This window comes from Streptomyces sp. CGMCC 4.7035, assembly GCF_031583065.1.
GTDB lineage: Bacteria > Actinomycetota > Actinomycetes > Streptomycetales > Streptomycetaceae > Streptomyces > Streptomyces yaanensis.
On record NZ_CP134053.1, the window covers coordinates 3,100,317 to 3,124,359 of the forward strand.

19 protein-coding genes are annotated in these 24,043 nt (G+C 70.6%); 9 read left to right on the plus strand and 10 right to left on the minus strand.

What is annotated here, in order from left to right:
• Positions 1-7: 7 nt before the first annotated feature.
• A complete protein-coding gene (locus Q2K21_RS13140; RefSeq protein ID WP_310770205.1) occupies positions 8-2,101 on the plus strand; it encodes an alkaline phosphatase family protein in 2,094 nt (697 codons plus the stop codon).
• Positions 2,102-2,300: 199 nt separating this feature from the next.
• Positions 2,301-2,726: an OsmC family protein gene (locus tag Q2K21_RS13145; RefSeq protein WP_310770207.1), complete on the plus strand. Its 426-nt coding sequence runs from the start codon at positions 2,301-2,303 to the stop codon at positions 2,724-2,726.
• A 131-nt stretch (positions 2,727-2,857) separates the two neighbouring features.
• Here the strand turns inward: Q2K21_RS13145 and Q2K21_RS13150 are convergent, their stop codons facing one another.
• From Q2K21_RS13150 to Q2K21_RS13160, 3 genes are read right to left on the minus strand one after another with little or no spacing between them, the layout of a single operon-like run.
• Positions 2,858-3,661 carry an SAM-dependent methyltransferase gene (locus Q2K21_RS13150; protein WP_310770209.1) on the minus strand — a complete coding sequence of 268 codons (804 nt, stop codon included), beginning with the start codon at positions 3,659-3,661 and terminating at the stop codon, positions 2,858-2,860.
• 52 nt (positions 3,662-3,713) lie between these two features.
• Positions 3,714-4,577, minus strand: coding sequence for a helix-turn-helix domain-containing protein (locus Q2K21_RS13155; protein WP_310770211.1), 864 nt, complete (start codon positions 4,575-4,577; stop codon positions 3,714-3,716).
• A gap of 60 nt (positions 4,578-4,637) precedes the next feature.
• A complete protein-coding gene (locus Q2K21_RS13160) occupies positions 4,638-5,465 on the minus strand; it encodes a helix-turn-helix domain-containing protein (RefSeq protein ID WP_310770213.1) in 828 nt (275 codons plus the stop codon).
• A 299-nt stretch (positions 5,466-5,764) separates the two neighbouring features.
• On the opposite strand from Q2K21_RS13160, the gene Q2K21_RS13165 reads away from it, so the two are divergent.
• Positions 5,765-6,070: a 4a-hydroxytetrahydrobiopterin dehydratase gene (locus Q2K21_RS13165; RefSeq protein ID WP_310770215.1), complete on the plus strand. Its 306-nt coding sequence runs from the start codon at positions 5,765-5,767 to the stop codon at positions 6,068-6,070.
• Between the two features lie 13 nt (positions 6,071-6,083).
• On the plus strand, positions 6,084-6,824 hold the full coding sequence (locus tag Q2K21_RS13170) for a class I SAM-dependent methyltransferase (protein ID WP_310770217.1): 741 nt from the start codon (positions 6,084-6,086) through the stop codon (positions 6,822-6,824).
• A 418-nt stretch (positions 6,825-7,242) separates the two neighbouring features.
• On the opposite strand, the gene Q2K21_RS13175 is transcribed toward Q2K21_RS13170, so the two are convergent.
• Together Q2K21_RS13175 and Q2K21_RS13180 are read right to left on the minus strand one after the other, a co-directional pair.
• Positions 7,243-7,437 (minus strand): DUF6417 family protein, encoded by a 195-nt coding sequence (locus Q2K21_RS13175; RefSeq protein WP_310770219.1) that lies wholly within the window; start codon positions 7,435-7,437, stop codon positions 7,243-7,245.
• A gap of 401 nt (positions 7,438-7,838) precedes the next feature.
• Positions 7,839-10,754 (minus strand): glycoside hydrolase family 48 protein, encoded by a 2,916-nt coding sequence (locus tag Q2K21_RS13180; protein ID WP_310770221.1) that lies wholly within the window; start codon positions 10,752-10,754, stop codon positions 7,839-7,841.
• Between the two features lie 264 nt (positions 10,755-11,018).
• Here Q2K21_RS13180 and Q2K21_RS13185 point away from each other — a divergent pair, with 264 nt between their 5' ends.
• The 4 genes from Q2K21_RS13185 to Q2K21_RS13200 all read left to right on the plus strand — a co-directional run bounded on the left by Q2K21_RS13185 (position 11,019) and on the right by Q2K21_RS13200 (position 16,171).
• Entirely contained in the window at positions 11,019-12,482 is a 1,464-nt protein-coding gene (locus Q2K21_RS13185; protein WP_310770223.1) for a cellulase family glycosylhydrolase, read from the plus strand.
• Positions 12,483-12,511: 29 nt separating this feature from the next.
• Positions 12,512-14,230, plus strand: coding sequence for a glycoside hydrolase family 6 protein (locus tag Q2K21_RS13190; RefSeq protein ID WP_310770225.1), 1,719 nt, complete (start codon positions 12,512-12,514; stop codon positions 14,228-14,230).
• 167 nt (positions 14,231-14,397) lie between these two features.
• On the plus strand, positions 14,398-15,297 hold the full coding sequence (locus Q2K21_RS13195; protein ID WP_310770227.1) for a class I SAM-dependent methyltransferase: 900 nt from the start codon (positions 14,398-14,400) through the stop codon (positions 15,295-15,297).
• A 175-nt stretch (positions 15,298-15,472) separates the two neighbouring features.
• The gene (locus Q2K21_RS13200; RefSeq protein WP_310770230.1) at positions 15,473-16,171 is read left to right on the plus strand and encodes an SDR family oxidoreductase; all 699 of its coding nucleotides are present in this window, start codon (positions 15,473-15,475) and stop codon (positions 16,169-16,171) included.
• A gap of 63 nt (positions 16,172-16,234) precedes the next feature.
• On the opposite strand, the gene Q2K21_RS13205 is transcribed toward Q2K21_RS13200, so the two are convergent.
• The 4 genes from Q2K21_RS13205 to Q2K21_RS13220 all read right to left on the minus strand — a co-directional run bounded on the left by Q2K21_RS13205 (position 16,235) and on the right by Q2K21_RS13220 (position 21,862).
• Positions 16,235-16,930 (minus strand): glycoside hydrolase family 75 protein, encoded by a 696-nt coding sequence (locus Q2K21_RS13205; RefSeq protein ID WP_310770232.1) that lies wholly within the window; start codon positions 16,928-16,930, stop codon positions 16,235-16,237.
• Positions 16,931-17,187: 257 nt separating this feature from the next.
• A complete protein-coding gene (locus Q2K21_RS13210) occupies positions 17,188-18,024 on the minus strand; it encodes an aldo/keto reductase (protein ID WP_310770234.1) in 837 nt (278 codons plus the stop codon).
• Between the two features lie 95 nt (positions 18,025-18,119).
• The gene (locus tag Q2K21_RS13215) at positions 18,120-19,946 is read right to left on the minus strand and encodes an AMP-dependent synthetase/ligase (protein ID WP_310770235.1); all 1,827 of its coding nucleotides are present in this window, start codon (positions 19,944-19,946) and stop codon (positions 18,120-18,122) included.
• A gap of 428 nt (positions 19,947-20,374) precedes the next feature.
• A complete protein-coding gene (locus Q2K21_RS13220; RefSeq protein WP_310770237.1) occupies positions 20,375-21,862 on the minus strand; it encodes an MFS transporter in 1,488 nt (495 codons plus the stop codon).
• A gap of 116 nt (positions 21,863-21,978) precedes the next feature.
• Between Q2K21_RS13220 and Q2K21_RS13225 the strand changes: the two genes are divergently transcribed.
• Positions 21,979-22,974, plus strand: coding sequence for an Lrp/AsnC family transcriptional regulator (locus Q2K21_RS13225; protein WP_310770239.1), 996 nt, complete (start codon positions 21,979-21,981; stop codon positions 22,972-22,974).
• A gap of 103 nt (positions 22,975-23,077) precedes the next feature.
• Here the strand turns inward: Q2K21_RS13225 and Q2K21_RS13230 are convergent, their stop codons facing one another.
• Positions 23,078-23,941, minus strand: coding sequence for a LysR substrate-binding domain-containing protein (locus Q2K21_RS13230; protein WP_310770241.1), 864 nt, complete (start codon positions 23,939-23,941; stop codon positions 23,078-23,080).
• Positions 23,942-24,043 lie beyond the last annotated feature (102 nt).

Sequence of the window (24,043 nt, forward strand, 5' to 3'; positions counted from 1 at the left end):
GCAGAGCGTGGGTCAGGGGCGTTGGCGGAGTCTGGTCAGCGGAGTGTGGCGCAGCATCGCCGTGTGGGCCGCGTCCACCGTCACCATGCTGGTCCTCGCCGCGGTCCTCCCCGACTTCCGGCTGGAGTCCGCGGGCGGCGACAGCACCACCCGTATCGCCGTCACCGCCGCGGCCGGCGCCGGTGTCTTCGGTCTGCTGTCCTCCCTCGTGTGGCCCCTGCTCGTCCGACTGCTGCTGCTCGTACCCGCCCTCGTCCTTGGGCTGCTCGTCTTCTTCCTCAACGGGTCCCTGCTGCTGATCGCCCTGCGCGTCAACCCCTCGGGACGCGGCGAGGCCGCGCCCGAGACCGCCGTGGTGGTCGCCGCCGTCATGTCCGCCGTCGCCTCGGCCACCGGCGCCGCCCTCGCCGTACGGGACGACGACGCCTACCGCAGGAGGCTCTACCGGCTCGCCGACCGACGACGCAGACGCGGCGACGGGCAGGCCGGGCCCGCCACCCCGGGCGCCGTCTTCGTTCAGCTCGACGGCGTCGGACACGATGTGCTGCGGGCCGCCGTCGACAAGGGCCTCATGCCGACCGTCGCCTCCTGGCTCGCCCCCCGCGACGGCCGCGGCCCCACCCACCGCCTCACCTCCTGGCGCACCGACTGGTCCAGTCAGACCGGTGCCAGCCAGCTCGGCATCCTGCACGGCTCCAACCACGACGTCCCGGCCTTCAGGTGGTACGAGAAGGACAGCCGCGAGGTCATGGTCTGCAACCGGCCGACGAGCGCCGCCGAACTCCAGCGCCGGGCCATCGAGCGGACCGGCGACGGCGGCCTCCTCACCGTCGACGGCGCCAGCCGCGGCAACCTCTTCAGCGGCGGCGCCGACCAACTCGCCCTCGTGCTGTCCGTCTCCGCACGGCGCGGCAAGGAGAACCGCTCCCGCGCCGGATACTTCGCGTACTTCAGCGACCCCGCCAACGCCGTCCGTACCGCCATGTCGTTCGTCGCCGAGGTCGGCCGCGAGACAGTCCAGTCCACCCGGGCCCGGCTCACCCAGCAGCGGCCCCGCGTCGGCCGCGGCGGCCTCTACCCCTTCGTCCGCGCCTTCGCCACCGTCGTCGAACGCGACGTCGTCGTCGCCGCGGTCATCGGCGACATGCTCGCCGGGCGCAACGCGGTCTACGCGGACCTGGTGGCGTACGACGAAGTGGCCCACCACTCCGGCCCGCACAGCCGTGACGCCGAGAAGGTCCTGGCGAAGCTGGACCGCTCGCTGGCGCTGCTCGCGCAGGTCGCCGAGCACGCCCCGCGCCCGTACCGGATCGTCGTCCTGTCCGACCACGGCCAAAGCCCCGGTGAGACCTTCCAGGCCCGATACGGACTCAGCCTCGGCAACCTGGTGCGGGCCGGCTGCGGGCTGCCCGTGCCGCGCAGGGCCGAGCGCACGCACAGCGGAGCCGAGGCGCGCGCGGCGGTACGGGCCGCGCTGCGCCGCCCCGTCGAGGAGAACGGCGAGCAGCACCGCGCCGCCCGCCGCCGCTCCGAGCCCGTCGTGCTGGCCTCCGGCAACCTCGGACTGGTCTCCTTCCCGGACGTGCCGCACCGGATGAGCAAGGAGGAGATCGACCGCCGCCATCCGGCGCTGTTGTCCACGCTCGCGGACCACCCCGGCATAGGCTTCGTCCTGGTCCGCAGCGAGGAGCACGGCGGGGTGGTACTGGGCGCGCACGGCGCCGAGATCCCGGTCGGCCGGCTCGGCGACGGGACCGGTCCGCTCGCCGGCTTCGGCCCCGGTGCCGCCCACGCCGTGCGCCGCACGCACTCCTTCCCGCACACCGCCGACATCATGATCAACTCCTGGTACGACCCGGCCGATGGCGAAGTCCTCGCGTTCGAGGAACAGATCGGCTCGCACGGCGGACTCGGCGGCGCCCAGGGGCGGCCCTTCCTGCTGTCGCCGGTGGTGCTGTCCGCCCCGGCCGACGACGACACCGAACTCGTCGGAGCCGAGCAACTCCACCACGTCTTCCGCCGCTGGCTGAGCGAGTGCGTCGGACCCCAGGTGCCGCTGCCCGAGGGCGAGGACGAGGACGAGGACGAGCGCGCGGCCTGACAGACAGGGCGGCAGGGTCGCGGCAGCGCCCTCACCGTGCTGCGGCCGGATTTCCGGGTCCGGTGAGACCGGAGCGCGTCAGTGACGTGGTGGGTAACAAAAGGTGAGTGGCCTGGTGCCCAACCGCCTGATGCGGGACCGGATGTGGTCGGATGGGGTGACGGAACCCGGCAACGGGACCACACCGAAAGGAACAACCGTGGCAACCACGCGCACCGCACACACTGTCTGGGAAGGCAACCTCGTCGAGGGCAACGGCGTCGTCACCTTCGACTCCTCCGGCATCGGCGAGCAGCCGGTGTCGTGGCCGTCGCGCGCCGAGAAGGCGAACGGCAAGACCAGCCCCGAGGAGCTGATCGCCGCCGCCCACTCCAGCTGCTTCTCCATGGCGCTGTCGCACGGTCTGACCGGCGCCGGCACCCCGCCCACCAAGCTCGTCACCTCCGCCGACGTCACCTTCCAGCCGGGTGAGGGCATCACGGGCATCCACCTCACCGTCGAGGGCACGGTCCCCGGCCTCGACAACGACGCGTTCGTCGCCGCCGCCGAGGACGCCAAGAAGAACTGCCCGGTCAGCCAGGCCCTGACCGGCACGACGATCACGCTGTCGGCCAAGCTCGCCTGACGCCGCACGTCCTTTGGTGCCGCGCCCGCCGCACGGGGGCGCGGCACCGTCGTTCCGGTGCACACCGGCACGTTGTCACCAGGCGGCGGGAGCGGAGGAGCGGCCGGGAGCCCGACAGCCGACAGGCGCGGTCACGGCTTGCGGGCGACCCCCGCGTACACCGGCACTATGCCCTCCGCCTGGGCCGCCACGTCCTCCGGCTCCGGCCGCCATCCGTGGACGGGGATCACACCGGGACCCAGCAGCTCCAGTCCGTCGAAGAAGCGTGAGAACTCGGCGAGCGGGCGGGGGAAGAAGGGCGTGCCGCTCTGCCGGAACAGGCCGGCGGCCCGCTCGACGGCCTCGGGGTTCAGATCGGGCGTGACCTGGGAGAGGACCAGGTGGCTGCCGGGTGCGAGAGCCTCCACGTACCGCGCCAGCAGGTCGTGGACCTCGTCGCCGAGGTAATGGGTGAGCGCCACCAGCGACAGCGCGACCGGCTGCCCGAAGTCCAGGGACCCGGCGGCCAGGGCGAGGACGGCGTCCGGGTCGCGGACGTCCGCGTGGACGTAGTCGGTGGCGCCCTCCGCGGTGCCGCGCAGCAGCGCCTCGGCGTGCCGCAGCACGATCGGGTCGTTGTCGGCGTAGACCACCCGTGCCTCGGGGGCTACCTCCTGCGCGACCTGATGGAGGTTCGGCTCGGTGGGGATGCCGGCGCCGATGTCGAGGAACTGGCGTATGCCCGCCTGCGCCAGCGTCCGCGTCGCCCGGTGCATGAACCGCCGGTTGGCGCGCGCCCCGCGCCGCACGGTCGGATCCACGGCGAGGATCTTCCGGCCGAGCTCCTCGTCCACCGGGTAGTTGTCCTTGCCGCCCAGCCACCAGTCGTACACCCGCGCCGGATGAGGCCGGGTGGTGTCGATACGGGTAGGCGCTGCTTGACGTCCGGTCGTCATGCGGATGCTCCTGAAAAATGGGGGTGGGGTGAGGCGCGCGCCGGGCGGCCGGTCAGAACGTGTCGCGGTACTCCCGCAGGATCTTCCGGGTGTGCTGGACGGAGGCCGCCTTCGCCGACATGTGGTCCAGGACCTCCAGGTGCAGGGCCACCTCGGTGCGCGAGTCCAGATACAGGGCGCCGGTCAGGTACTCGCTGTAGACCATGTCGGGCAGCTCCGGCTCCCCGAAGCGGAACAGCACGAACGAGCTGTACGTCCCCGGGTGCGGTCCGGCGGCGTACTCGGCCACCTGCAAGGTGATCCGTGGGTTCTCGGTGGCCTCGATCAACCGGTCGAGCTGGTCGCGCATCACCTGGGAGCGGACGCTGACCGGGCGCCGCAGCACCGTCTCGTCCATGATCACCCAGAGCCGGGGCGGGTCCTGACGGGTGAGCAGCTCCTGCCGGGCCAGGCGCAGCGCCACATGCCGCTCGACATCCTGGGGACTGGCCTGCCCGACGGTCCCGGCCGTCAGCACGGCCCGCGCGTACTCCTCGGTCTGCAGCAGTCCGGGCACGAAGTGGGGCTCGTACGAGCGGATCAGGCGGGCGGCGCCCTCCAGACTGACATACAGGCTGAACCAGTCGGGCAGCACATCGTGGTAACGCTGCCACCAACCGGGCTGGTTGGCCTCCTCGGCGAGGTGGACGAACGCGGCGCTCTCCTCGTCGGCCACCCCGTACGTCGAGAGCAGCACCTGCACATACGGGATCTTCAGCGCGACCTCGGCCGTCTCCATGCGCCGCACGGTCGCCGGAGCGACGCGCAGAACCCGCGCCGCCTCCTCCCGCTTCAGCCCGGCGGCCTCCCGCAACTCCTGCAACCGTCGCCCGAGGACCACCTGACCCACGGTGGGCGCAGCCCGCCGCTCACTCACGCCACGCCTCCCTTACGCGCCCCAGTACCGCAGCAGTGTGCCACGGCGGTTGACCATCAGTCAGGTACTCAGCGACTGGAGATACTTCACCGTCGCCGGGTCCGCCGGCAGGAACGTCTCGATGGCAAGCTCCGCCACCGTCACGTCCATCGGCGTGTTGAACGTGGAGATCGACGAGATGAAGGACAGCACCTGGCCGTCGTGTTCGATCCGCATCGGAAGCGCGAAGTAGGGGACGGGCTCGGGCGGTTCGGGATCCGTCCGGTCCACCACCGGATACGCCGCCACCTCCTCGTACAGCGCACGCAGCGACTCCGAACGCTGCAAGGCGATCTGACGGTCCATCTGCGCCAGCAAATGGCCTCGCCACTCGCGCAGGTTGCGGATGCGCGGCGCCAGGGCCTCGGGGTGCAGCGTGAGACGCATCGCGTTCAGCGGCGGCACCAGCAGCCGCTCCGGAACGCCCTCCAGGAACATCGCGATGCCCCGGTTCGCCGCCACCACGTCGTACATCGCGTCCACCACCAGCGCCGGATACGGCTCATAGCCCTGGATCAGCCGCTCCACACCCGCCCGCAGCGCCCCCATCGACGGATCGTCCAGCGGCGTCCTCGGGTAGCGCGGGGCGTAACCGGCGGACAGCAGCAGCCCGTTGCGCTCACGGACCGGCACGTCCAGGTGCTCCGCGAGCCGCAGCACCATCTCCTCGCTCGGCCGCGACCGGCCCGTCTCGATGAAGCTGATGTGCCGGGCCGAGGAGCCGGCCCGCAGCGCCAACTCCAGCTGAGTGACCCGCCGTCGCTCTCGCCAGCCACGCAGCAGCGGGCCGACGCCCTGGTCGGAAGGGGCCGGTGAGGAGGCGACGACGCCGGACGCGACAGTGGTCATACGACGACCGTAGTCGAGCAGTGGTGCGTACACGACCGGCAGGCGCACGCGGGCGAAACAAGCACGAGGGCATCGGTGGCCGGCCCCAGCAGCTCCGGCCGCCCCGGCCCGGTCAACTCCGACTCCAACGGACAGCGCGCGGTCATGCGCTCGGCGCCGACCCACGGCCACCCACCGGCCGCTGCTTCGCCGGAGCCTTCGCCGCGATCGACGCCGAGGGCACGGCCGCGCGTACGGCGCCGTACGGAGGGGATGTGACAGGGTGGGACAACCCCACGCCGTACGGAAGGAGCCAGGTCATGCCCGTCGAACCGCTGTCGCAGAAGGAGATCGAGGACCGACTGGCGGAGCTGCCCGGCTGGTCGCTGGACGGCGACCGGATCACCCGCTCCTACCGGCTCGGATCGCACTTCGCGGCGACCGCGATGGTCGTGCACATCGCCCAGGTCCAGGAGGAGCTCGACCACCACTCCGACCTCACCCTCGGCTACAACACCATCTCCCTCACCGTGAACACGCACAGCGTCGGCGGCGCGGTCACCGAGCTGGACTTCGAGCTCGCGCACCGGGTGGAGAAGCTGGCGCCCGGACACGGCGCGCACTGAGCGGACGCCGCACATGCTCGACTACGACCGGGAAGCCGAGGAGTACGACGCCTCGCGCGGGGGCGAACCCCGGGCCGCGGCGGCGGCCGACGCCGTGCTCGCACTGATACCCGAGAGCGCCGGCCGGCTGCTCGACGTGGCCTGCGGCACGGGCATCGTGACCCGGCGGTTCGCGGCCGGGCGGCCGGGGCTCAAGGTGACGGGCGCGGACCTGGCCCACGGGATGGCTCGCCACGCAGCCGCCCGCATGCCCGGCGCCGTGGTCCTCGCCGACAGCCGCCGACTGCCGTTCCGCGACGGGTCGTTCGACGCGGTCACCAGCGTGTGGCTGCTGCATCTCGTGGACAGCGCCGAGGACGTGCGGGCCGTACTGGCCGAATGCGCCCGTGTGCTGCGGCCGGGCGGCGTGTACGTCACCACCGTCGACAAGGCTGCCGCCCATGACGTGGGCAGCGACATCGACGCCGTCCTCGCCCCGCGCCCGCGCCGGCCGGCCCGCGACGCCGCCGAGACGGTCGCGGCGCACGCCGCCGCGTACGGACTGGTCCCGTCCGGGCAGGCCCGCTTCCCCGGTGTCGGTCAGGGGCGCAGCCCCCGCCGCACCGCGGCGGACCTGCGGCGCGGCTGGTTCACCGCGCTGACGCCCGGCGCCCCTATCGGCGAGCGGCTCGTCGCGGGCCTTGAGGCGCTGCCCGACCAGGACCGGCCGCGCCCCGACCCGGTGTTCACACTGCGGGCCTTCCGTAAACCCTGAGAGCGCTTGCCCGAAGGCGGCAGCCCGGCGTGCGGGAGACCGCCGTCGACGGGACCGCAGCCGACGGGACCGCCGCCGACGGCGCCGAACACCGGGCGGAGCGTCTGCGGGGCGACGGACGACCTCAGCCCGAGCCGGGCGGCGCCGCCTCACCGCTGCCGTCATGTGGCTGCGCATCGGGCGGGAGAAGCGTTTCACCGACCCGCCTCTGCCGCGGCGGCTTCCCTCGCGCCATCGCGGCAGCAGCCCGAGCCAGCTGCGCCTGCAACTGGTCGAACGCCGCCGGGCCTGACAGCTCCCGCAATCTGCGACTTCTGCTCATGCAGATACAACGCACCACCGCACAGCCCGTAACCACCCCACCGCCCGAATGGAGCATGCCGACCAGCCCGACGAGGCCACCGAGCCCCCTGTGCCGTCACTCGTCCCGTGACGGCACCCGTACCACCAACTCGGCGGCGAAACGACGCGCCCGGTCTCCCCAACTGTTGTCGAACGCGCTGAAATGCTCCAGAAGCTCCAGCAGGTCGTGCGCCTCCGACAGGGTCAGCACGGGCAGGCGCGGCTCGTACAGCTCGGCGGGATCAAAGTCGGCGGCCAGCAAATCGTCCATGCAATGGGCAACGGGCGGCCGGCGCCGGTGGTTACGGGCGCTGCCGGGGCACTGCGGCGTGTCGGCACCTCCCAAAGCGGTGCTCTTCCGCGACACCGCTGTGCCGGGGGTGGCACGCGGATGCCCGGTACGAAACCGCCGCCGTCTATCCGGGCGTTCTTCCAGGTGTACGTGTCGGTCGCGAGCGTCACCTTCGGGGCGGGCGCGGCCAGTGCGGGCGGGGTGCCCGCCGCGGCCAGTGCCAGCACGGCCGTGAGGATGCGGGTTCTTCGCACGGTGGGGGTCCTTCCTGCACAAGGAGGGCGTGACGGCCGGGCGGCCCCCAGTGCGGGTGGGGACCGCCCGGCCCGGTGGCCTTGTCGTCAGGTGACAAGACCGTGCACGCGGAGCGTTCAGCGGGACTATTCGAGGAGCTCCGCGTACGAGCCCATGGCCAGGGCGATGTCCGCCTGGGCCCAGAACCGGTGATACGTGAAGGACGGCGCGGCGCCGCCCGCGAGATAGGCCTCGATCTTCGACCAGGCCGGGTCGTTCTTGTAGAAGGAGCGCAGCGAGGTGAACGTCGAGGAGGAGTTGATCGCGTCGCCGTTCGGCATCTTGCCGCTCCAGCCGCTCGGGACGTACACACCGTCGTCGAAGCGGTTGTAGTCGGCGCGGGTCTCCGGGACGGCGATGCCCACAGTGTCCTGGTAGTTGTTCCACATGCCGTCGAGGAGCGCCTTGGCCGTCGACTTCGCCGTCGCGTCACCGGACCTGGCGGCGTAGTACGTCAGGGTCTTGGCGTAGGCGGCCGCCACACCGACGTCGTTCGTGTAGTCGGCCACGGTCACATGAAGTGCGCTGTTGGAGCCGGGGCTCGACGCGTTCCAGGTGTCGGGCCGGCCCGACCACTGGAGGGTGGCGGGGATCAGGTAGGTGCCGTCGGGGTTGATCGTGGTCTTGGACAGCGCCCACTTGACCCACTTGTCGAGGATCGTCTTGGCAGTGGCGTTCCCCGTCTGCTGGTAGTACTCGGCGACCCGCTCCATCGACCACGCCTGGAAGCCGAACCACTGGTTGGACGGCGGGTCGTGGTAGACGGGCTGCCAGTCGTAGTACATGCCGTAGAAGGTCGACGTGCCCGACGGCGGGGTGGCGTACCGGCCCTGCCAGCTGTTGGTCGCGCCGCCCGCGATGGCGCCCTCGGCCGACTGGAGCCACTGGTAGAACTCCAGCTGCCGCTGGAGCGACTTGCTCCAGTCGGTCGCACCGGTCGACGACTTCGGCTTCAGGTCCGCATACGAGCTGAGCGCGTACGCGGTCAGGGGGTTCTGGTAGCCGCCGTGGACATGGCTGGAGCCGATCCGCCAGGCCCAGCCCGCGCTGGTGTCCGTCGCGCCGCCCCACGCGTAGTACCAGGACAGCAGATAGTCCGAGGCGTCCTTGCCGGTGCCGGCCGCGCAGGTCGACGGGCCGACACAGTTGCCGATCTTCTTGAAGTACTTGTCGTACATCGCGTAGCGCAGATAGTCGCCCATCTTCGCCGCCTTGCCGACGGTGGCCGACACATCACTGCCCTTGCCCTGCGCCTTCGCCCACACATCCGCCCAGTACGCGGCCTGCACCGCACGCGCGTCGGCGTCCGGGGCGTCCGTGTACTTCCACTGCCTGGAGTAGGAGGAGTCGCCGGTGAACAGGTCCAGATAGCCGTTCGTGCCGCCGTACTTGAAGGAGTCGCAGGTCGGCTGCGGCACCGTCTCCCAGACGGATTCCTGTGGTCCGCGCTGGAAGGTGTTGATGTACGACGGTCCGGTCGCCGTGGGGCCGGCCTCGCACTTGCCGGGCTCGTTGCCGTAGCCGTAGACGTTGTCGACGTCCTGGAGCCAGTGCATACCGTAGACGTCGTCCGTACCGTACGCGCTCTTCAGCTCTCCCGCGATCGGGTCCGAGCCGACCGAGACCGACGTGTCGAGCTTGGCCGGGTATTCGTTCGGGGTGTCCAGCTCAGGCGCGTACGTCGCGGGCTTCGAAGCGTTGTAGAAGGAGTTGGCCGGCTGGTCGGCGTGGGTCGGGATCATGTACTTCTCCATCAGATCCCAGGCGCCGTTGAACTTGGACCAGTCGCCCGTCACCTTCCCGTACATGGCCTGCAGCCACAGCAGATAGCTGTACGCCTCCGACGTCGTCTCATGGCCCTGGTCCGGTGCCTCGACGATCAGCGTCTCGACCGAGTGGTAGGGGATGCCCTCGGGGGAGAAGTAGCCGTTCGCCGGATTGGTGATCTTCCCGTACAGGTCCAGGAACCGGGCGTCGTACGCCTTCGAGGCCGCCAGCTCCGTCACCGTGACCGTGGCCTTGGTGTGGCCGGTGGCGGAGGCGGTGAAGGTGGCCGAGCCGGTGCCGGTCGCGTCCGCCGTGATCGTCACCGTCTGGGCCGTGTTCCAGTTGGACGGCGTGAAGGTGAGCGAGGAGCCTCCGGTGACCGAAAGCCCCGCGTTGCCGTCCGTGCGGGCGACGGACACCGTCACGTTGGCGCTCGGCTGTGTCGACAGTTTCACACCGAAGGTGCCCGACTTGCCCTGCTGGACGCCGAGTTGGGTCGGCGAGGCCACCACGGACGGTCCGGAGGCGACCGTGATGCCGACCGGCGTGGACTCCGCGGACGCGCCCAGGCTGTCGTACGCCTTCGCCACCAGGGAATGACTTCCCACGGTCAAACCGGAGACGGAGAGCGAGTACGGCGCGCTCGTGTCCGTGCCCAGCAGGGTGGTGTCGTCGTAGAACTCGACCTTGCTGATCGACGCGTTGTCGGCGGCGGCCGCGGTCGCGGCGAGCGGGACCGCGTCGCCCTGGGTGTAGACCGCGCCGGCGGCCGGACTGGTCAGCACGGTCACCGGCGGCTGGTGGGCGCCCATGCACGTCGTCCCGTTGACCGCGAAGGTCGTCGGCGCCGAGTTCGTCCCGCTGTAGGTGAACTGGGCGCCGGTGTTCACCGCCGCCCCGGCGGCGATCGTGCCGTTCCAGGACGCGTTCTGAACCGTGATCGACTTGCCGGCCTGGGACCAGGTGCCGCTCCAGCCGTTCGTGAGCGTCTGGTTGCCCGTGTAGGCGTACGTCAGGGTCCAGCCGTTGATGGCGTCGGTGCCCCGGTTGGTGAGGGTGAGGTCCGCCGTGAAGCCGGATCCCCAGTCGTTGGTCTTGTAGTCGACGCTGCACTGAAGTGCCGCCGCGTGGGCGGGAGTCGTGCCGTTCGCCAGCATCGTGAGGGGAAGTGCGAGGGCCGCCACCGCGGCGGTCCAGAGCTGCCGCGCGCCGCGGCGTCTCCGTCCGGTTGCCATGTGCTGGTTCCTCCTTGCGGCTCGGAGCGGTGGGGGGAGGAGCAACAAGCCTTGAACCAGTGGGAGCGCTCCCATATTGGGGAGAGGGGCAAGAGGGGTCAAGGCACATGAAGGGTCGAAAAGATTCGATCCCACCCCTGAAGGAAAGTCAGCGACTCCTCTGTCCTTTGCCGTCACTTGGCGCTAGCTTCATGGACACCAGTGGGAGCGATTCCATCAGTCGACGCGTCCGTCACGACGCGCCCGAGCTGCAAGGAGTCGCTCATGCGACACCCCCCTCGTTCAGCACTTTTACTCGTGGCCGGCGCGGTCGCCCTCGTGGGCACCGTGGTCGCGCCGGTCGTCACGGCGTCGGGCGCCGCCCCCGCGTGCACGGTGGAGTACTCCGTCACCAGCCAGTGGGACAGCGGCTTCCAAGGTGCCGTGAAAATCACGAACAACAGTGCCGCTGTGAGCAGTTGGAGCCTGACCTTCGACTTCGGAGCCGGCCAGAAGGTCACCCAGGGCTGGAGCGCCAAGTGGTCCCAGTCCGGTACGACGGTGACCGCGGCCAACGAGAGCTGGAACGGCTCGCTGGGCACCGGTGCGAGCGTCAGCGCCGGGTTCCTCGCCTCGTGGTCGGGGAGCAACGCGGCGCCGATGTCGTTCAAGCTCAACGGGACGACGTGCAACGTGGACGCCGAGCCGTCCCCGACCGAGCCCCCCTCGAACGGCACGGCACCCGCGCTGCACGTCTTGGGGAACAAGCTCGTGGACGCCGACGGGAAGACGCGCAGGCTGCTCGGCGTGAACCGGTCCGGCGGCGAGTTCATGTGCGTCCAGGGCTACGGCATCTTCGACGGCCCCGTCGACGACGCCGCGATCAAGGCGATCGCCGACTGGAAGGCCAACGCGGTCCGCATCCCGCTGAACGAGGAGTGCTGGCTCGGGCTCTCCGGCATCAAACCGGAGTACGCGGGCGCCAACTACATCGGTGCCGTCAAGGACCTGGTGGCCAGGGTCGAGGCGCACGGCATGACCCCGATCGTCGAACTGCACTGGTCCTACGGCCAGTACACCGGCAACTCCGCCGGCTGCTCCGACGTGCACGCCACCTGCCAGAAGCCGATGCCCGACGCGCAGTACACCCCGTCGTTCTGGACGTCGGTCGCCAACACCTTCAAGAACGACCAGACGGTCGCGTTCGACCTGTTCAACGAGCCCTATCCGGACCGGGCGACCCCCACGACCACCCGGGCCTGGCAGTGCTGGAAGGACGGCGGCACCTGCCCCGGTATTCCGTATGAGGTCGCCGGTATGCAGGATCTCGTCGACGCCGTACGCGGCACCGGCGCCAAGAACGTCATCCTGGCCGGCGGGCTCGCGTACTCGAACGACCTGAGTCAGTGGCTGACGTACAAGCCGAACGACCCGACCGGCAATCTCGTCGCCGCGTACCACGTCTACAACTTCAACACCTGTGCGAGCGAGACCTGCTGGAACTCCACGCTCGCCCCGGTGGCCGCCCAAGTGCCGCTGGTCGCGGGGGAGATCGGGGAGAACACCTGCTCGCACGGCTTCGTGGACCAGGTCATGAAGTGGTTCGACGACCGCGGACTCTCCTACCTCGGCTGGACCTGGAACACCTGGGACTGCTCCTCGGGGCCGTCCCTGATCTCGAACTACGACGGAACACCCACGTCGTACGGCACCGGGCTGCGCGACCACCTGCGTGCCCTCAACCCGTAACTCCCCCCACTGAGAAGGAACCCGCACTCATGAGTCGTACCAGAACAGCGATAGTCGCCGCCCTGACGCTGGTCGCCGGGGTCTCCGGGACGGCGTTCGCCTCCGTCCCGTCCACCGAAGCCGGCATCGCCGCGATTCCCTGCACCGTCGACTACAAGGTGCAGAACCAGTGGGACACCGGCTTCACCGCCGCCGTGACGGTCACCAACAACTCGGCCGCCAAGAGCAGTTGGTCGGTGAAGTGGTCCTACGCCGGAAACCAGAAGATCACCAACTACTGGAACACCAAGCTCACCCAGAGCGGCACGGCCGTCACCGCCAACAACGAGACCTACAACGGGACCCTGTCCACCGGCGGTTCGGTCAGCTTCGGCTTCAACGCCTTCTACAGCGGGACCAACGCGATCCCCACCACGTTCACGCTCGACGGTGTGACCTGCAACGTCGACGACGGCAGCAGCGGTGGCGGCGGAGGAGGCGGGGGCGGCGGCACCGGCAGCCGCGTCGACAACCCGTACGCGGGCGCCAAGGTCTACGTGAACCCGGAGTGGTCCGCGAAGGCCGCCGCGGAACCGGGCGGCAGCCGCGTCTCCAACCAGCCCACCGGCGTCTGGCTCGACCACATCGCCGCGATCAACGGCACGAGCACCAGCATGGGCCTGCGCGCCCACCTGGACGCGGCCCTCGCCCAGAAGGGCAGCGGCGAAGAGGTCGTCCAGCTGGTCGTCTACGACCTGCCGGGGCGTGACTGTTCGGCCCTGGCGTCGAACGGGGAACTGGGCCCCACGGAGATCGACAAGTACAAGACGCAGTTCATCGACCCGATCGCCGCGATCCTGTCCGACCCCAAGTACGCCTCGCTCAGGATCGTCACCACCATCGAGCTCGACTCGCTGCCCAACCTCGTCACCAACACCGGCAGCCGCGCCTCCGCGACGGCCGCGTGCGACACGATGCTCGCCAACGGCAACTACGTGAAGGGCGTCGGTTACGCCCTCGCCAAGCTCGGCGCGATCCCCAACGTCTACAACTACCTCGATGCCGGTCACCACGGCTGGCTCGGCTGGGACGACAACTTCGGCCCGGCGGCCACCCTGTTCAAGCAGGCGGCCACCAGTGAAGGGGCGAGCGTCGACGACGTCCAGGGCTTCATCACCAACACGGCCAACTACAGCGCCCTGAAGGAGAACAACTTCACCATCAACGACTCGGTGAACGGCACATCCGTCCGCCAGTCGAAGTGGGTCGACTGGAACCGTTACGTCGACGAGCTGTCCTTCGCTCAGGCATTCCGCAACCAGCTGGTGTCCGTCGGCTTCAACTCCGGCATCGGCATGCTGATCGACACCTCGCGCAACGGCTGGGGCGGCACCGCACGGCCAACCGGCCCCGGCCCGCTGACCAGCGTGGACACCTACGTCGACGGCGGCCGCTACGACCGCCGCATCCACGTCGGCAACTGGTGCAACCAGTCCGGCGCCGGCCTCGGTGAGCGTCCGCAGGCCTCCCCGGCCACCGGGATCGACGCGTACGTGTGGATGAAGCCGCCGGGCGAGTCCGACGGCTCCAGCAGCGCGATCGCGAACGACGAGGGCAAGGGCTTCGACCGCATGTGTGACCCGACGTACACGGGCAACGCCCGCAACGGCAACAACATGTCGGGCGCCCTGCCGAACGCACCGCTGTCCGGACACTGGTTCTCGGCCCAGTTCCAGCAGCTGATGCAGAACGCGTACCCGCCCCTGTAGCCGACACGAGGTGATCCGCCGGGGCCGGCGCTTCCGGGCCCGGCCCCGGCGGTGCCATGCGCGGAAGGCATATGTGCTTCCTGTTTTTTGCCGCCCCGGCAACAGAAGTGGCCCTCGCGCGGTGCGTCGGCGCAGGCTGACCGCACCGAGAAGAGAGGCTGACCACCATGGCGCACAACCACCACGACCACCACACTCAGCATGGCCACCACAGCCACACCGACCTCGACTGGGCCGTCATGGCTCCGCAGATGGAGGCCCAGGCGGAGCTGTTCGCGCCGCTGTACGGGAGGGTCATGGCGTGGCTGACGAAGGAGGTACCGGAGCCCGGCCTCATCGTCGACATCGGCAGCGGGCCGGGCGTCATCTCCTGCCAGTTCGCCGAGACCTTCCCCGGCGCGCGAGTCGTGGCCGTGGACGGCTCGGAGCCCCTGCTGGAGCGCGCCCGCGACCGGGCCGAGCGTCTCGGCATCGCCGACCGCTTCGGCACGATCACCGGCGAACTCCCCGACGCCCTGGCGGAGCTGGACTATCCGGCCGACCTGTTGTGGGCCGGGAACAGCCTGCACCACCTGGGCGACCAGCGCGCCGCCCTCGCCGCGTTCGCCGCGCGGCTGGCGCCCGGCGGCACGCTGGCCCTGCTGGAGGGCGGGCTGCCCGCGCGGTTCCTACCGCGGGACATCGGCATCGGGCGTCCGGGCCTGCAGGCGCGGCTGGACGCGATGCAGACGGAGTGGTTCACGCGGATGCGCGACGAGCTGCCGGGAACTGTCGCCGAAACCGAGAACTGGCCCGCGCTGCTGACCGCCGCGGGCCTCAAGCACACCGGCACCCGCAGCTTCCTGCTGGACCTGCCCGCACCGGTCACGGACAGGGCCCGCGCCTACGTCGTCGGTTCCCTGACCTGGCTCCGCGACGCGCTCGCGGAAGGTCTCGACCCGGAGGACCGCGCCACCCTGGACCGCCTCCTCGACCCCGATGACGAGGCGAGCGTGCACCGCCGCAAGGACGTGTTCGTGCTGAAGGCGGACACGGTGTACCTGGCGCAGGCGCCGGACCAGGCCTGACGGGTGCCCTCACGACGGCGGCCGGTGAGGGTGTGCCTCAGCGGTGTCCCGGGCCCGAGGCCGAGTGGCGTCGGTACCTGACCTCCGTGCCGTACCGCGACACCTGCGGGTCTTGACTTCGAGAGCGCTTCAAGTGATGGACTTCCCCGCGTCCACCGAAACACAGGGGGTAACCATGACCGACTCTCCGGTCGCACTCATCACGGGTGGCGGCAGCGGCATCGGCGCCGCCGTCGCACGGCGGCTGCTCGACGCCGGGCACCGGGTGGCCGTCACCGGGCGCGGTGAGCGCAGGCTGCGCGACTTCGCCGACGAACTCGGCAATCCCGACGGCCTGTTGACGATGGCCGGGAGCGCGGCCGAGTACGACCAGGTGCAGGCCGCGGTGGAGACCACGCTCAAGGAGTTCGGCCGGCTGGACACGGTCGTCGCCAACGCCGGGGTCGCCACGCATGACACGGTCGCCGAGGGTGACCCGGCCGGCTGGACGGAGATGGTGCTGACCAATGTGCTCGGTCCCGCGCTGCTGGTGAGGGCTTCCATCGACGCGCTGAAGGAGACCCGGGGCCGGATCGTGCTCGTCGGCAGCGTCGCCGGATTCGTGCCCACGCCCGGCAACATCTACGGGGCGACCAAGTGGGCCGTCACCGGGCTCGCCGAGAACACCCGCCGCCAGGTCACCGAGTGGGGCGTGGGGGTGACCCTGATCGCGCCCGGTCGCGTGGAGACCCCGTTCTGGGACGGCATCGGCCTCCCGCCCGGCCATCTCCTGACGGCCGACCAGATCGCCGACTCCGTCGTCTGGGCGATCCGGCAGCCCGCGGGAGTGGACGTCAACACGGTCGTCGTACGGCCGCTCGGGCAGCCCAACTGATGTACAGCGGGGCCCGGTACCGCGTGCGAGCGCGGTACCGGGCCCCGGCCGGGTCCTCCCCGTTCAGTTGCTCTGGAGGAACTGCTTGGCCAGCGAGTCGCCGAGGGACACCGCCGCGCTGTGGCTCTCGATCGGTGACACCTGGGAGTTCTTGAACAGGATGTACGTCACGCCCGAGTCCGCGCCGCCGGTCTCCGGGTTCGGGTCGATGCCGAGCGCCTTCGCGGTGGCGTACGAGGCCTCACCGATGATCTGCGTGGGGCCGGTGTCGCCGACCACGGCGTACTCGACCTTGTTGTTGTAGATGACGGCGACCACGCCGCCACCCTTGATGCCGGCGCCGGAGTAGTTCCAGATGCTGCTGGAGCTGGGCACCACCACGTACGGGAGTGAGTCGGCGCGCAGCGGCTTGCCGTCGGACTGGTGGAAGGCGGTGTCGTCCTGGAACCAGGGGTCGGTGTCACCGTTGCAGTTGCCGGTGACCTGGCCGTCGCAGTCGATGTCCATGTCGGCCTTCCAGAACACCGCGCCGTTCTTGCCGCACACCGGGATCGTGGCCGAGGTCTCCTCGTCGGTCCTGTACTTGCCGTTCGATATCTGCGAACAGGACGTCACCTTGGCCAGCAGGGCGGCCGCGCTGACCGAGCCCTCCTGGGCGGACTTGGGGGTGACTGCTCCCGAGGCGGCCGTGGGGAGCGCGGCGGTGGCGAGGAGCGCGGCGCCGGCGGCCGCGGCGAGGGTCAGTGTTCGAGTGCGCACTGTGGGGGGACCCTTCCGTCAGACTGTTAGGAAAGTTTCCTTACTGCTGACGTACAAGGTGGCCCCGTTTGCATGACCGCGTCAACCCCGTGGGGCGGCTTTGACCGAACCGTGGTGCGGGGGGCGGCACCGAACCGTGGTGCGGGGGGCGGCACCGAACCGTGGTGCGGGGGCGGCGCCGGACACGACGACGGCCCGGCCGCGCGGAACGCGGTCGGGCCGTCGGGTCGGGACTGCCGAACGGGCCGGCGCCGGCCTCAGCCGATGTCGAACGTCGCCGGGTCCGGGCCGATGCGCCGGTCCTCGTTGAGCGCGCCGATCGCCGCCATGTCCTCCGCGTCCAGTGAGAAGTCGAAGACCTGGATGTTCTCCCTGATCCGGGAGGGCGTCACGGACTTCGGGATCACGACGTTGCCGTGCTGGATGTGCCAGCGCAGCACGATCTGGGCCGGGGTGCGGTTGTGCTTCTGGGCGATGGCGATGATCGCCGGGATCTCCAGCAGGCCCTTGCCCTGGCCGAGCGGAGACCAGGCCTCGGTGCGGATGCCCTGCTCCGCGTGGTACTCGCGCGACGCGTGCTGCTGGAGCTGCGGGTGCAGCTCGATCTGGTTGACCGCCGGGATGACGGATGTCGCGCCGATCAGGGTCTCCAGGTGCTCCGTAAGGAAGTTGGAGACACCGATCGCCTTGGCGCGGCCGTCCGCGTGGATCTTCTCCATCGCCTTGTACGTCTCGACGAACTTGCCCCGGGACGGCAGCGGCCAGTGGATCAGGTACAGGTCCACGTACTCCAGGCCGAGCTTCTCAAGCGACACGTCGAAGGCGCGCAGCGCGGAGTCGTACCCCTGGTCGCTGTTCCAGAGCTTGGTGGTGATGAAGAGGTCCTCGCGGGGAACGTCGGAGGCGGCGACCGCCTTGCCGACGCCCTCCTCGTTGTCGTAGATCGCCGCTGTGTCGATGCTGCGGTACCCGGCCTCGAGTGCGGTGGCCACGGCCCTCTCCGCCTCGTCGTCCGGCACCTGCCAGACGCCGAAGCCCAGCTGGGGCATCTCGACGCCGTTGTTCAGGATGATCGGGGGGACCTTGCTGCTCACGAGCTCTCGATCCTTCAGTCGTCGGGTGGTACTTCCATCGTCAACGATCACGACCGGACTTGCATTCCTCACCGGCCGCGCCGTGCCGGACTCAGTCAGGCCTGGTACAGCGCCGCCACCTCGTTCGCATACGCGTTCTCGATCGCCTTGCGCTTCAGCTTCAGCGACGGCGTGAGCAGGCCGTGCTCCTCGGTGAACTGGTGCGCGAGGATCCGGAACGTGCGGATCGACTCGGCCTGCGAGACCAGCGTGTTCGCGGCGACCACCGCGCGCCGCACCTCGGTCTCCAGATCGGGGTCGCGCACCAGCTCGGCCGGGGACATCGGCGGTTTGTCGCGCATCTGAAGCCAGTGCTCGACGGCCTCGGCGTCCAGCGTGACGAGCGCGGCGATGTACGGGCGGTCATTGCCGACGACGATGCACTGCGCGACCAGCGGATGGTCCCGTACGCGCTCCTCCAGCAGCCCGGGCGACACGCTCTTGCCGCCGGAGGTCACCAGGATCTCCTTCTTGCGGCCGGTGATGGTGAGATAGCCGTCCTCGTCGAGGGAGCCGAGGTCGCCGGTGGCGAGCCAGCCGTCGTGCAGCGCCTCGTCGGTGGCCTTGGGGTTGTTGAGGTAGCCCTGGAAGACATGGAAGCCGCGCAGCCAGATCTCACCGTCGTCCGCGATGTGCACGGTCGTGCCGGGGATGGCCTGACCGACCGTGCCGTACCGGGTGCGCCCGGGCGGGTTCGCGGTCGCGGCCGCCGTCGACTCCGTCAGCCCGTAGCCCTCGTAGATCTGTACGCCTGCGCCCGCGAAGAACAGCCCGAGCCGGCGGTCCATCGCCGAGCCGCCGGACATCGCGTGCCGCACCCGGCCGCCCATCGCCGCGCGGATCTTGGCGTAGACGACCTTGTCGAAGAACTGGTGCTGCATGCGCAGGCTCGCCGAGGGCCCGGGGCCGATGCCCCACGCCTTCGCCTCGATCGCGTCCGCGTAATTGACGGCGACCTCGACCGCCTTCTCGAACGGGCCGGAGCGGCCCTCCTTCTCGGCCTTGCGGCGGGCCGCGTTGAAGACCTTCTCGAAGATGTAGGGCACGGCGAGGAAGAACGTCGGCCTGAACGCGGCGAGGTCCGGCAGCAGCGCCGCCGCGTTGAGCTGGGGCTGGTGACCGAACTTGACCCGGCCGCGGATGGCGGCGACCTGCACCATCCGCCCGAACACATGGGCAAGCGGCAGGAACAGCAGGGTGGCCGCCTCGTCGCCCTTCTTGGAGTGGAACACCGGCTCCCAGCGCTCGATGACCGTGTCGGCCTCGACCATGAAGTTGCCGTGCGAGATGACACAGCCCTTGGGGCGGCCGGTGGTGCCCGAGGTGTAGATGATCGTCGCGGTCGAGTCCGGGGTCACCGCCTGCCGGTGCCGGTGCACCACCTCGTCCTCGATGTGCGCGCCCGCGTCGTACAACTGCTGGACGGCGCCCACGTCGAGCTGCCACAGCCGGTGCAGTTGCGGCAGCCGGTCGATGACCGTGGCGATCGTCATCGCATGGTCCTCGTGCTCCACCATCGCGGCCGACACCTGCGCGTCGTGCAGCATCCAGAAGACCTGCTCGGCCGAGGAGGTGGGGTAGACGGGCACCACCTGGGCGCCGATCGTCCACAGCGCGTAGTCGAAGAGCGTCCACTCGTACCGCGTACGGCACATGATGGCGACCCGGTCCCCGAACCGGATCCCGCTCGCCAGCAGCCCCTTGGCGAGCGCCAGCACCTCGTCGCGGAACTCGGCGGCGGTCACATCACGCCACTGGCCCTCCTCGTCCTTGCGGCCGAGCGCGACACGGAGCGGATCTTCCTGGGCATGGTCGAAGACGACGTCGGCCAGACCGCCCACCGGGGGCGCCGACGCCACCGGAGGGTTGGTGAACTCGCGCAATCCCCGCTCCCGCTCCTTTGTTCGCCTCCGGGGCGCCTGAGCCGGTCTCGAGGGGCCGATCGTGCTCAGCCCTTCGGGCCTCCGCGCTCCCCCAAGCTCTTCGAGCAGGGGGGACCCCCAGCCCTCTTGAGACCGGCGCGCCCCGGCGACTCACTGGTGGCACTCCGCACAGCGCCGTGAAAGCTACCCCACCGCACGGTCGGGCGGGAGGGGGCGGAAACCCGGTGGCCGACCGCAAAATGGCACAGGTCAGCCCCGGCAAATCGCCGTACAAGGGAAAGGAGCGGACGGAATTCCTTACGGTCGCGTAGGTTCCGGATCCGTAATCTCCACGGAATCTGTACGACGCGATTACCCCACCCCGCGCCCTACTCGCGAGTAACACGGCGGGGCGGTGGCCGCGTCCGAACGGCCCCCGCCCCCGCCGCTCAGCCCTGCCGTGCCGCCGTCTCCTTCAGCGTTTCCGGCGCCGGTTGTGTCACTCCGGGCCGCGGCGACCGCACCAGGACCAGCACGGACGCTCCCGCGAGCATGGCCACGGCACCGGCGGTCAGCAGCGCCACATCGAGCCCGGACGCGAAAGCCGACCGCAGCGCGTGCTCCGACAGCGTCCCGCGCAGCGCCGCCGCGCCGCCACCCGCGAGGGTATGCGCCGCGTCGTGCGGGAGCGTGTCCTGCATACGGGAGGTGAGGACCGTCCCGAACAGGGCGATGCCGAGCGCGTAGCCGAGCTGCCGGAAGGTGTTGACCGCCCCGCCCGCCATCCCCGCGCGCTGCGGCGGCACCGCGGCGAGCGCGGCTTGGGCGATGCCGGGCGACACCAGGCCCGTACCGACACCGACCAGCAGCAGGCCCGGTACGAGCGTCGTCGCCGTCGAGCCCGAGTCGAGCACCGCCTGGCACAGGCACCCCGAGCCGATCAGCAGCAGCCCGCCCCCGATCGTGATCCGGGACGGCACCCCGTGCAGCAGCCGCCCGCCGGCCGCGGCGACCACGAACGAGGCCGCGGACAGCCACAGGAACACGAGTCCGCCGTGCACCGGGCTCATCCCCAGCAGTGTCTGCAGCCAGATCGACGTGTACGGCATCACCCCGAACGCCGCGGCGTTGAAGGCGAGCGCGCCCATCATCACCCCGACAAACGCGGGTGTGCGGAACAGCCCCAGGTCGAGCAGCGGATCCGCGGCGCGCCGCTCGATCACCACGAAGGTGCCGAGCGCCACGACCGCCGCGGCGAACGAGACCAGCGTGCCCGTGTCGGCCCAGCCGTGCGAACCCGCCCGCACCGCCCCGTACGTCACCCCGGCCGCGAAGCCCGCGAACGCGACGGTCCCCGCGACGTCGACCCGGCGTCCGCGCGGCCCTTGGGACTCCGGCACCACCCGCAGCGTCAGCCACACCGAGGCCACGCTCACCGGCAGATTCACGAAGAAGATCCACCGCCAGCCCGGCCCGTCGGTGAGCAGTCCGCCGAGCACCGGACCGACCGCGGCCGCCGCACCGCTCACCGCGCCCCACGCGCCGAGCGCCACCGATCGCCGCTTGCCGTGGTAGACCGAGCCCAGCAGCGGCAGCGTCGTCGCGAACATCGCGGCCGCGCCGATCCCCTGCAACGCGCGGGCGGCCACCAGCATGCCGGGCCCCGACGCCAGCCCGCACAGCAGCGACGCGATCGCGAACACCGCCACGCCGATCAGATGCACCCTCCGGTGCCCCAGCACGTCGGCGGCGGCCCCCACCCCGAGCAGCAGCGCGGCCAGAGCCAGCGCGTACCCGTCCATCACCCACTGCAGATCGCTCAGCGACGCGTGCAGCGCCCGCGCCATGTCGGGCAGCGCGACGACCGCGATCGTCACGTCCAGCAGCAGCATGAACGTCCCCAGACAGACCGCGGTGAGCGGTCCCCATGTACGCATGTCCGTGTCCTCACTTCCTGTGCGTTGGATGCGCAGATCTCCGTACGATGGACGCCAACGGCCGATCATGGCGGCAAAAGGCCTGCTGGCGCCGGAATCCGACAGGAATGGGCCTTATGAAGATGGAATCCCACGAGAGGGAACCCCGCACCATCGATGAACTCGACCTACGGCTGCTGTGCGCCCTGGAGGTGAACGGCCGCGCCTCCTTCAGCCGCATCGGGGCGGTGCTCGGCGTCTCCGACCAGACGATCGCGCGCCGCTACCGCAGACTGTGCGCCGAGGCCGGGCTGCGCGTCGTCGCGGTGCGCGACGCCGAGCGACTGGGGCACGACCAGTGGATGCTGCGGCTGCGCTGCGTCCCGGACAGCGCCCTGACCATCGCGGACGCACTGGCCAAGCGCCCCGACACCAGCTGGATCGCGCTCGCCTCGGGCGGCACCGAGGTCATCTGCGGCACCCGGCCGCGCAGCCCCGGTGACCACGACGACCTGCTGCTCGGCAAACTGCCGCGCACCCCGGCCGTGGTGGAGATCCGGGCCCACCAGATGCTCCACCGTTTCTTCGGCGGGCCGACCGGCTGGCTGCGCAAGCTCGGCGCACTCACCGACGACCAGATCGCCGCCCTCCACCCCGGTCCGGTCAGCACACAGGGGCAGGCCCACATCGACGCCGAGGACGAGCCCCTGGTCGCGGCCCTCGAACGCGACGGACGCGCCACCTACCCCGAACTCCAGCGCGTCACGGGCCGTTCCGAGTCCGCCGTCAAGCGCCGACTCGCCGACCTGATCACCTCCGGTGCCGTGTACATCGACGTGGAGTACCACTCCGAGCCGCTCGGCCGCCCCGTCACAGCCGCTCTCTGGATCACCGCGAGCCCCGCCGCCCTGCACTCCGTCGGCGAAGCGCTCGCCACCCACGACGAGATCGCCTACGCCACCGCCACCGCGGGTCCCTCCAACATCCTGGTCACCGCGGTCTTCGAGAACACCCCGGCCCTGTACGCCTACCTGAGCGGTCGCCTCGGCCACCTGGACGGCGTCCAGCACGTGGAGGCGACCCCGTTCCTGCGCCGGGTCAAGCAGCTCACCTACCAGCGACCGATGCGCTGAGCGGTTCCGGGGAGGCTCAGGCACGCCCGGGGAGGCTCAGGCACGCCCGGGGAAGCCCAGGCACGCCCGCACCTCCCGGAGCCGCTCTGCCGTCCGGCGCGGTCTACCGCCGGTGCAGCCGGTCCCCGCCCGCCAGGATCGCCGTCGCCAGCGCCTCGGCCGCGTACTGCGCCTGGCCCCGGCGGTCTCCGTGGACCAGGACGAAGTCGATCTCGCCCAGTTCCGGCAGGCCCGCCCGCTCCGGGATCCGGACCAGGCCCGGCGGGACCAGGCCCCGGGAGTGGGCCATCACACCGAGGCCGGCGCGGGCCGCCGCGATCAGGCCGTTGAGGCTGCCGCTCGTGCACGCTATGCGCCAGGCGCGGCCCTGTTCCTCCAGCGCCTCAAGGGCGCGGGCGCGGGTGATGCCCGGCGGTGGGTAGACGATCAGCGGAACCGGCCGGTCGGGGTCCAGACGCAGCCGTTCCGCGCCGATCCACACCAGCTTGTCGTGCCAGACCAGTTCGCCGCGCGGGTCCTCGGGCCGTCGCTTGGCGAGCACCAGATCGAGCCGGCCCGCCGCGAGTTGCTCGTGCAGCGTGCCCGACAGTTCGACCGTCAGCTCCAGATCCACCTCGGGATGGTCGTACCGGAAGCCCTCAAGGATCTCCGGCAGCCGGGTGAGCACGAAGTCCTCCGAGGCGCCGAACCGCAGCCGCCCCCGCAGCCGCGTGCCGGTGAAGAACGCGGTCGCCTGCTCGTGCACCTGAAGGATCCGGCGCGCGAAGCCGAGCATCGCCTCGCCGTCCTCCGTCAGCTCCACGGAGTGCGTGTCCCGGGAGAAGAGCTGCCGTCCCGTCGCGTCCTCCAGGCGCCGCACATGCTGGCTGACCGTCGACTGGCGCAGCCCGAGCCGCCGGGCGGCCTGCGTGAAACTCAGCGTCTGGGCCACCGCGAGGAAAGTACGCAGCTGCGAGGGGTCGTACACCCCCTCAGGTTATCGCGGAACGTGATGACAATCAGAGCGGTATGCCGGATTCCCGATCGCCCCTGTGGGGAGGACGATGGAGAGGGCACGACCGTGTCCGGT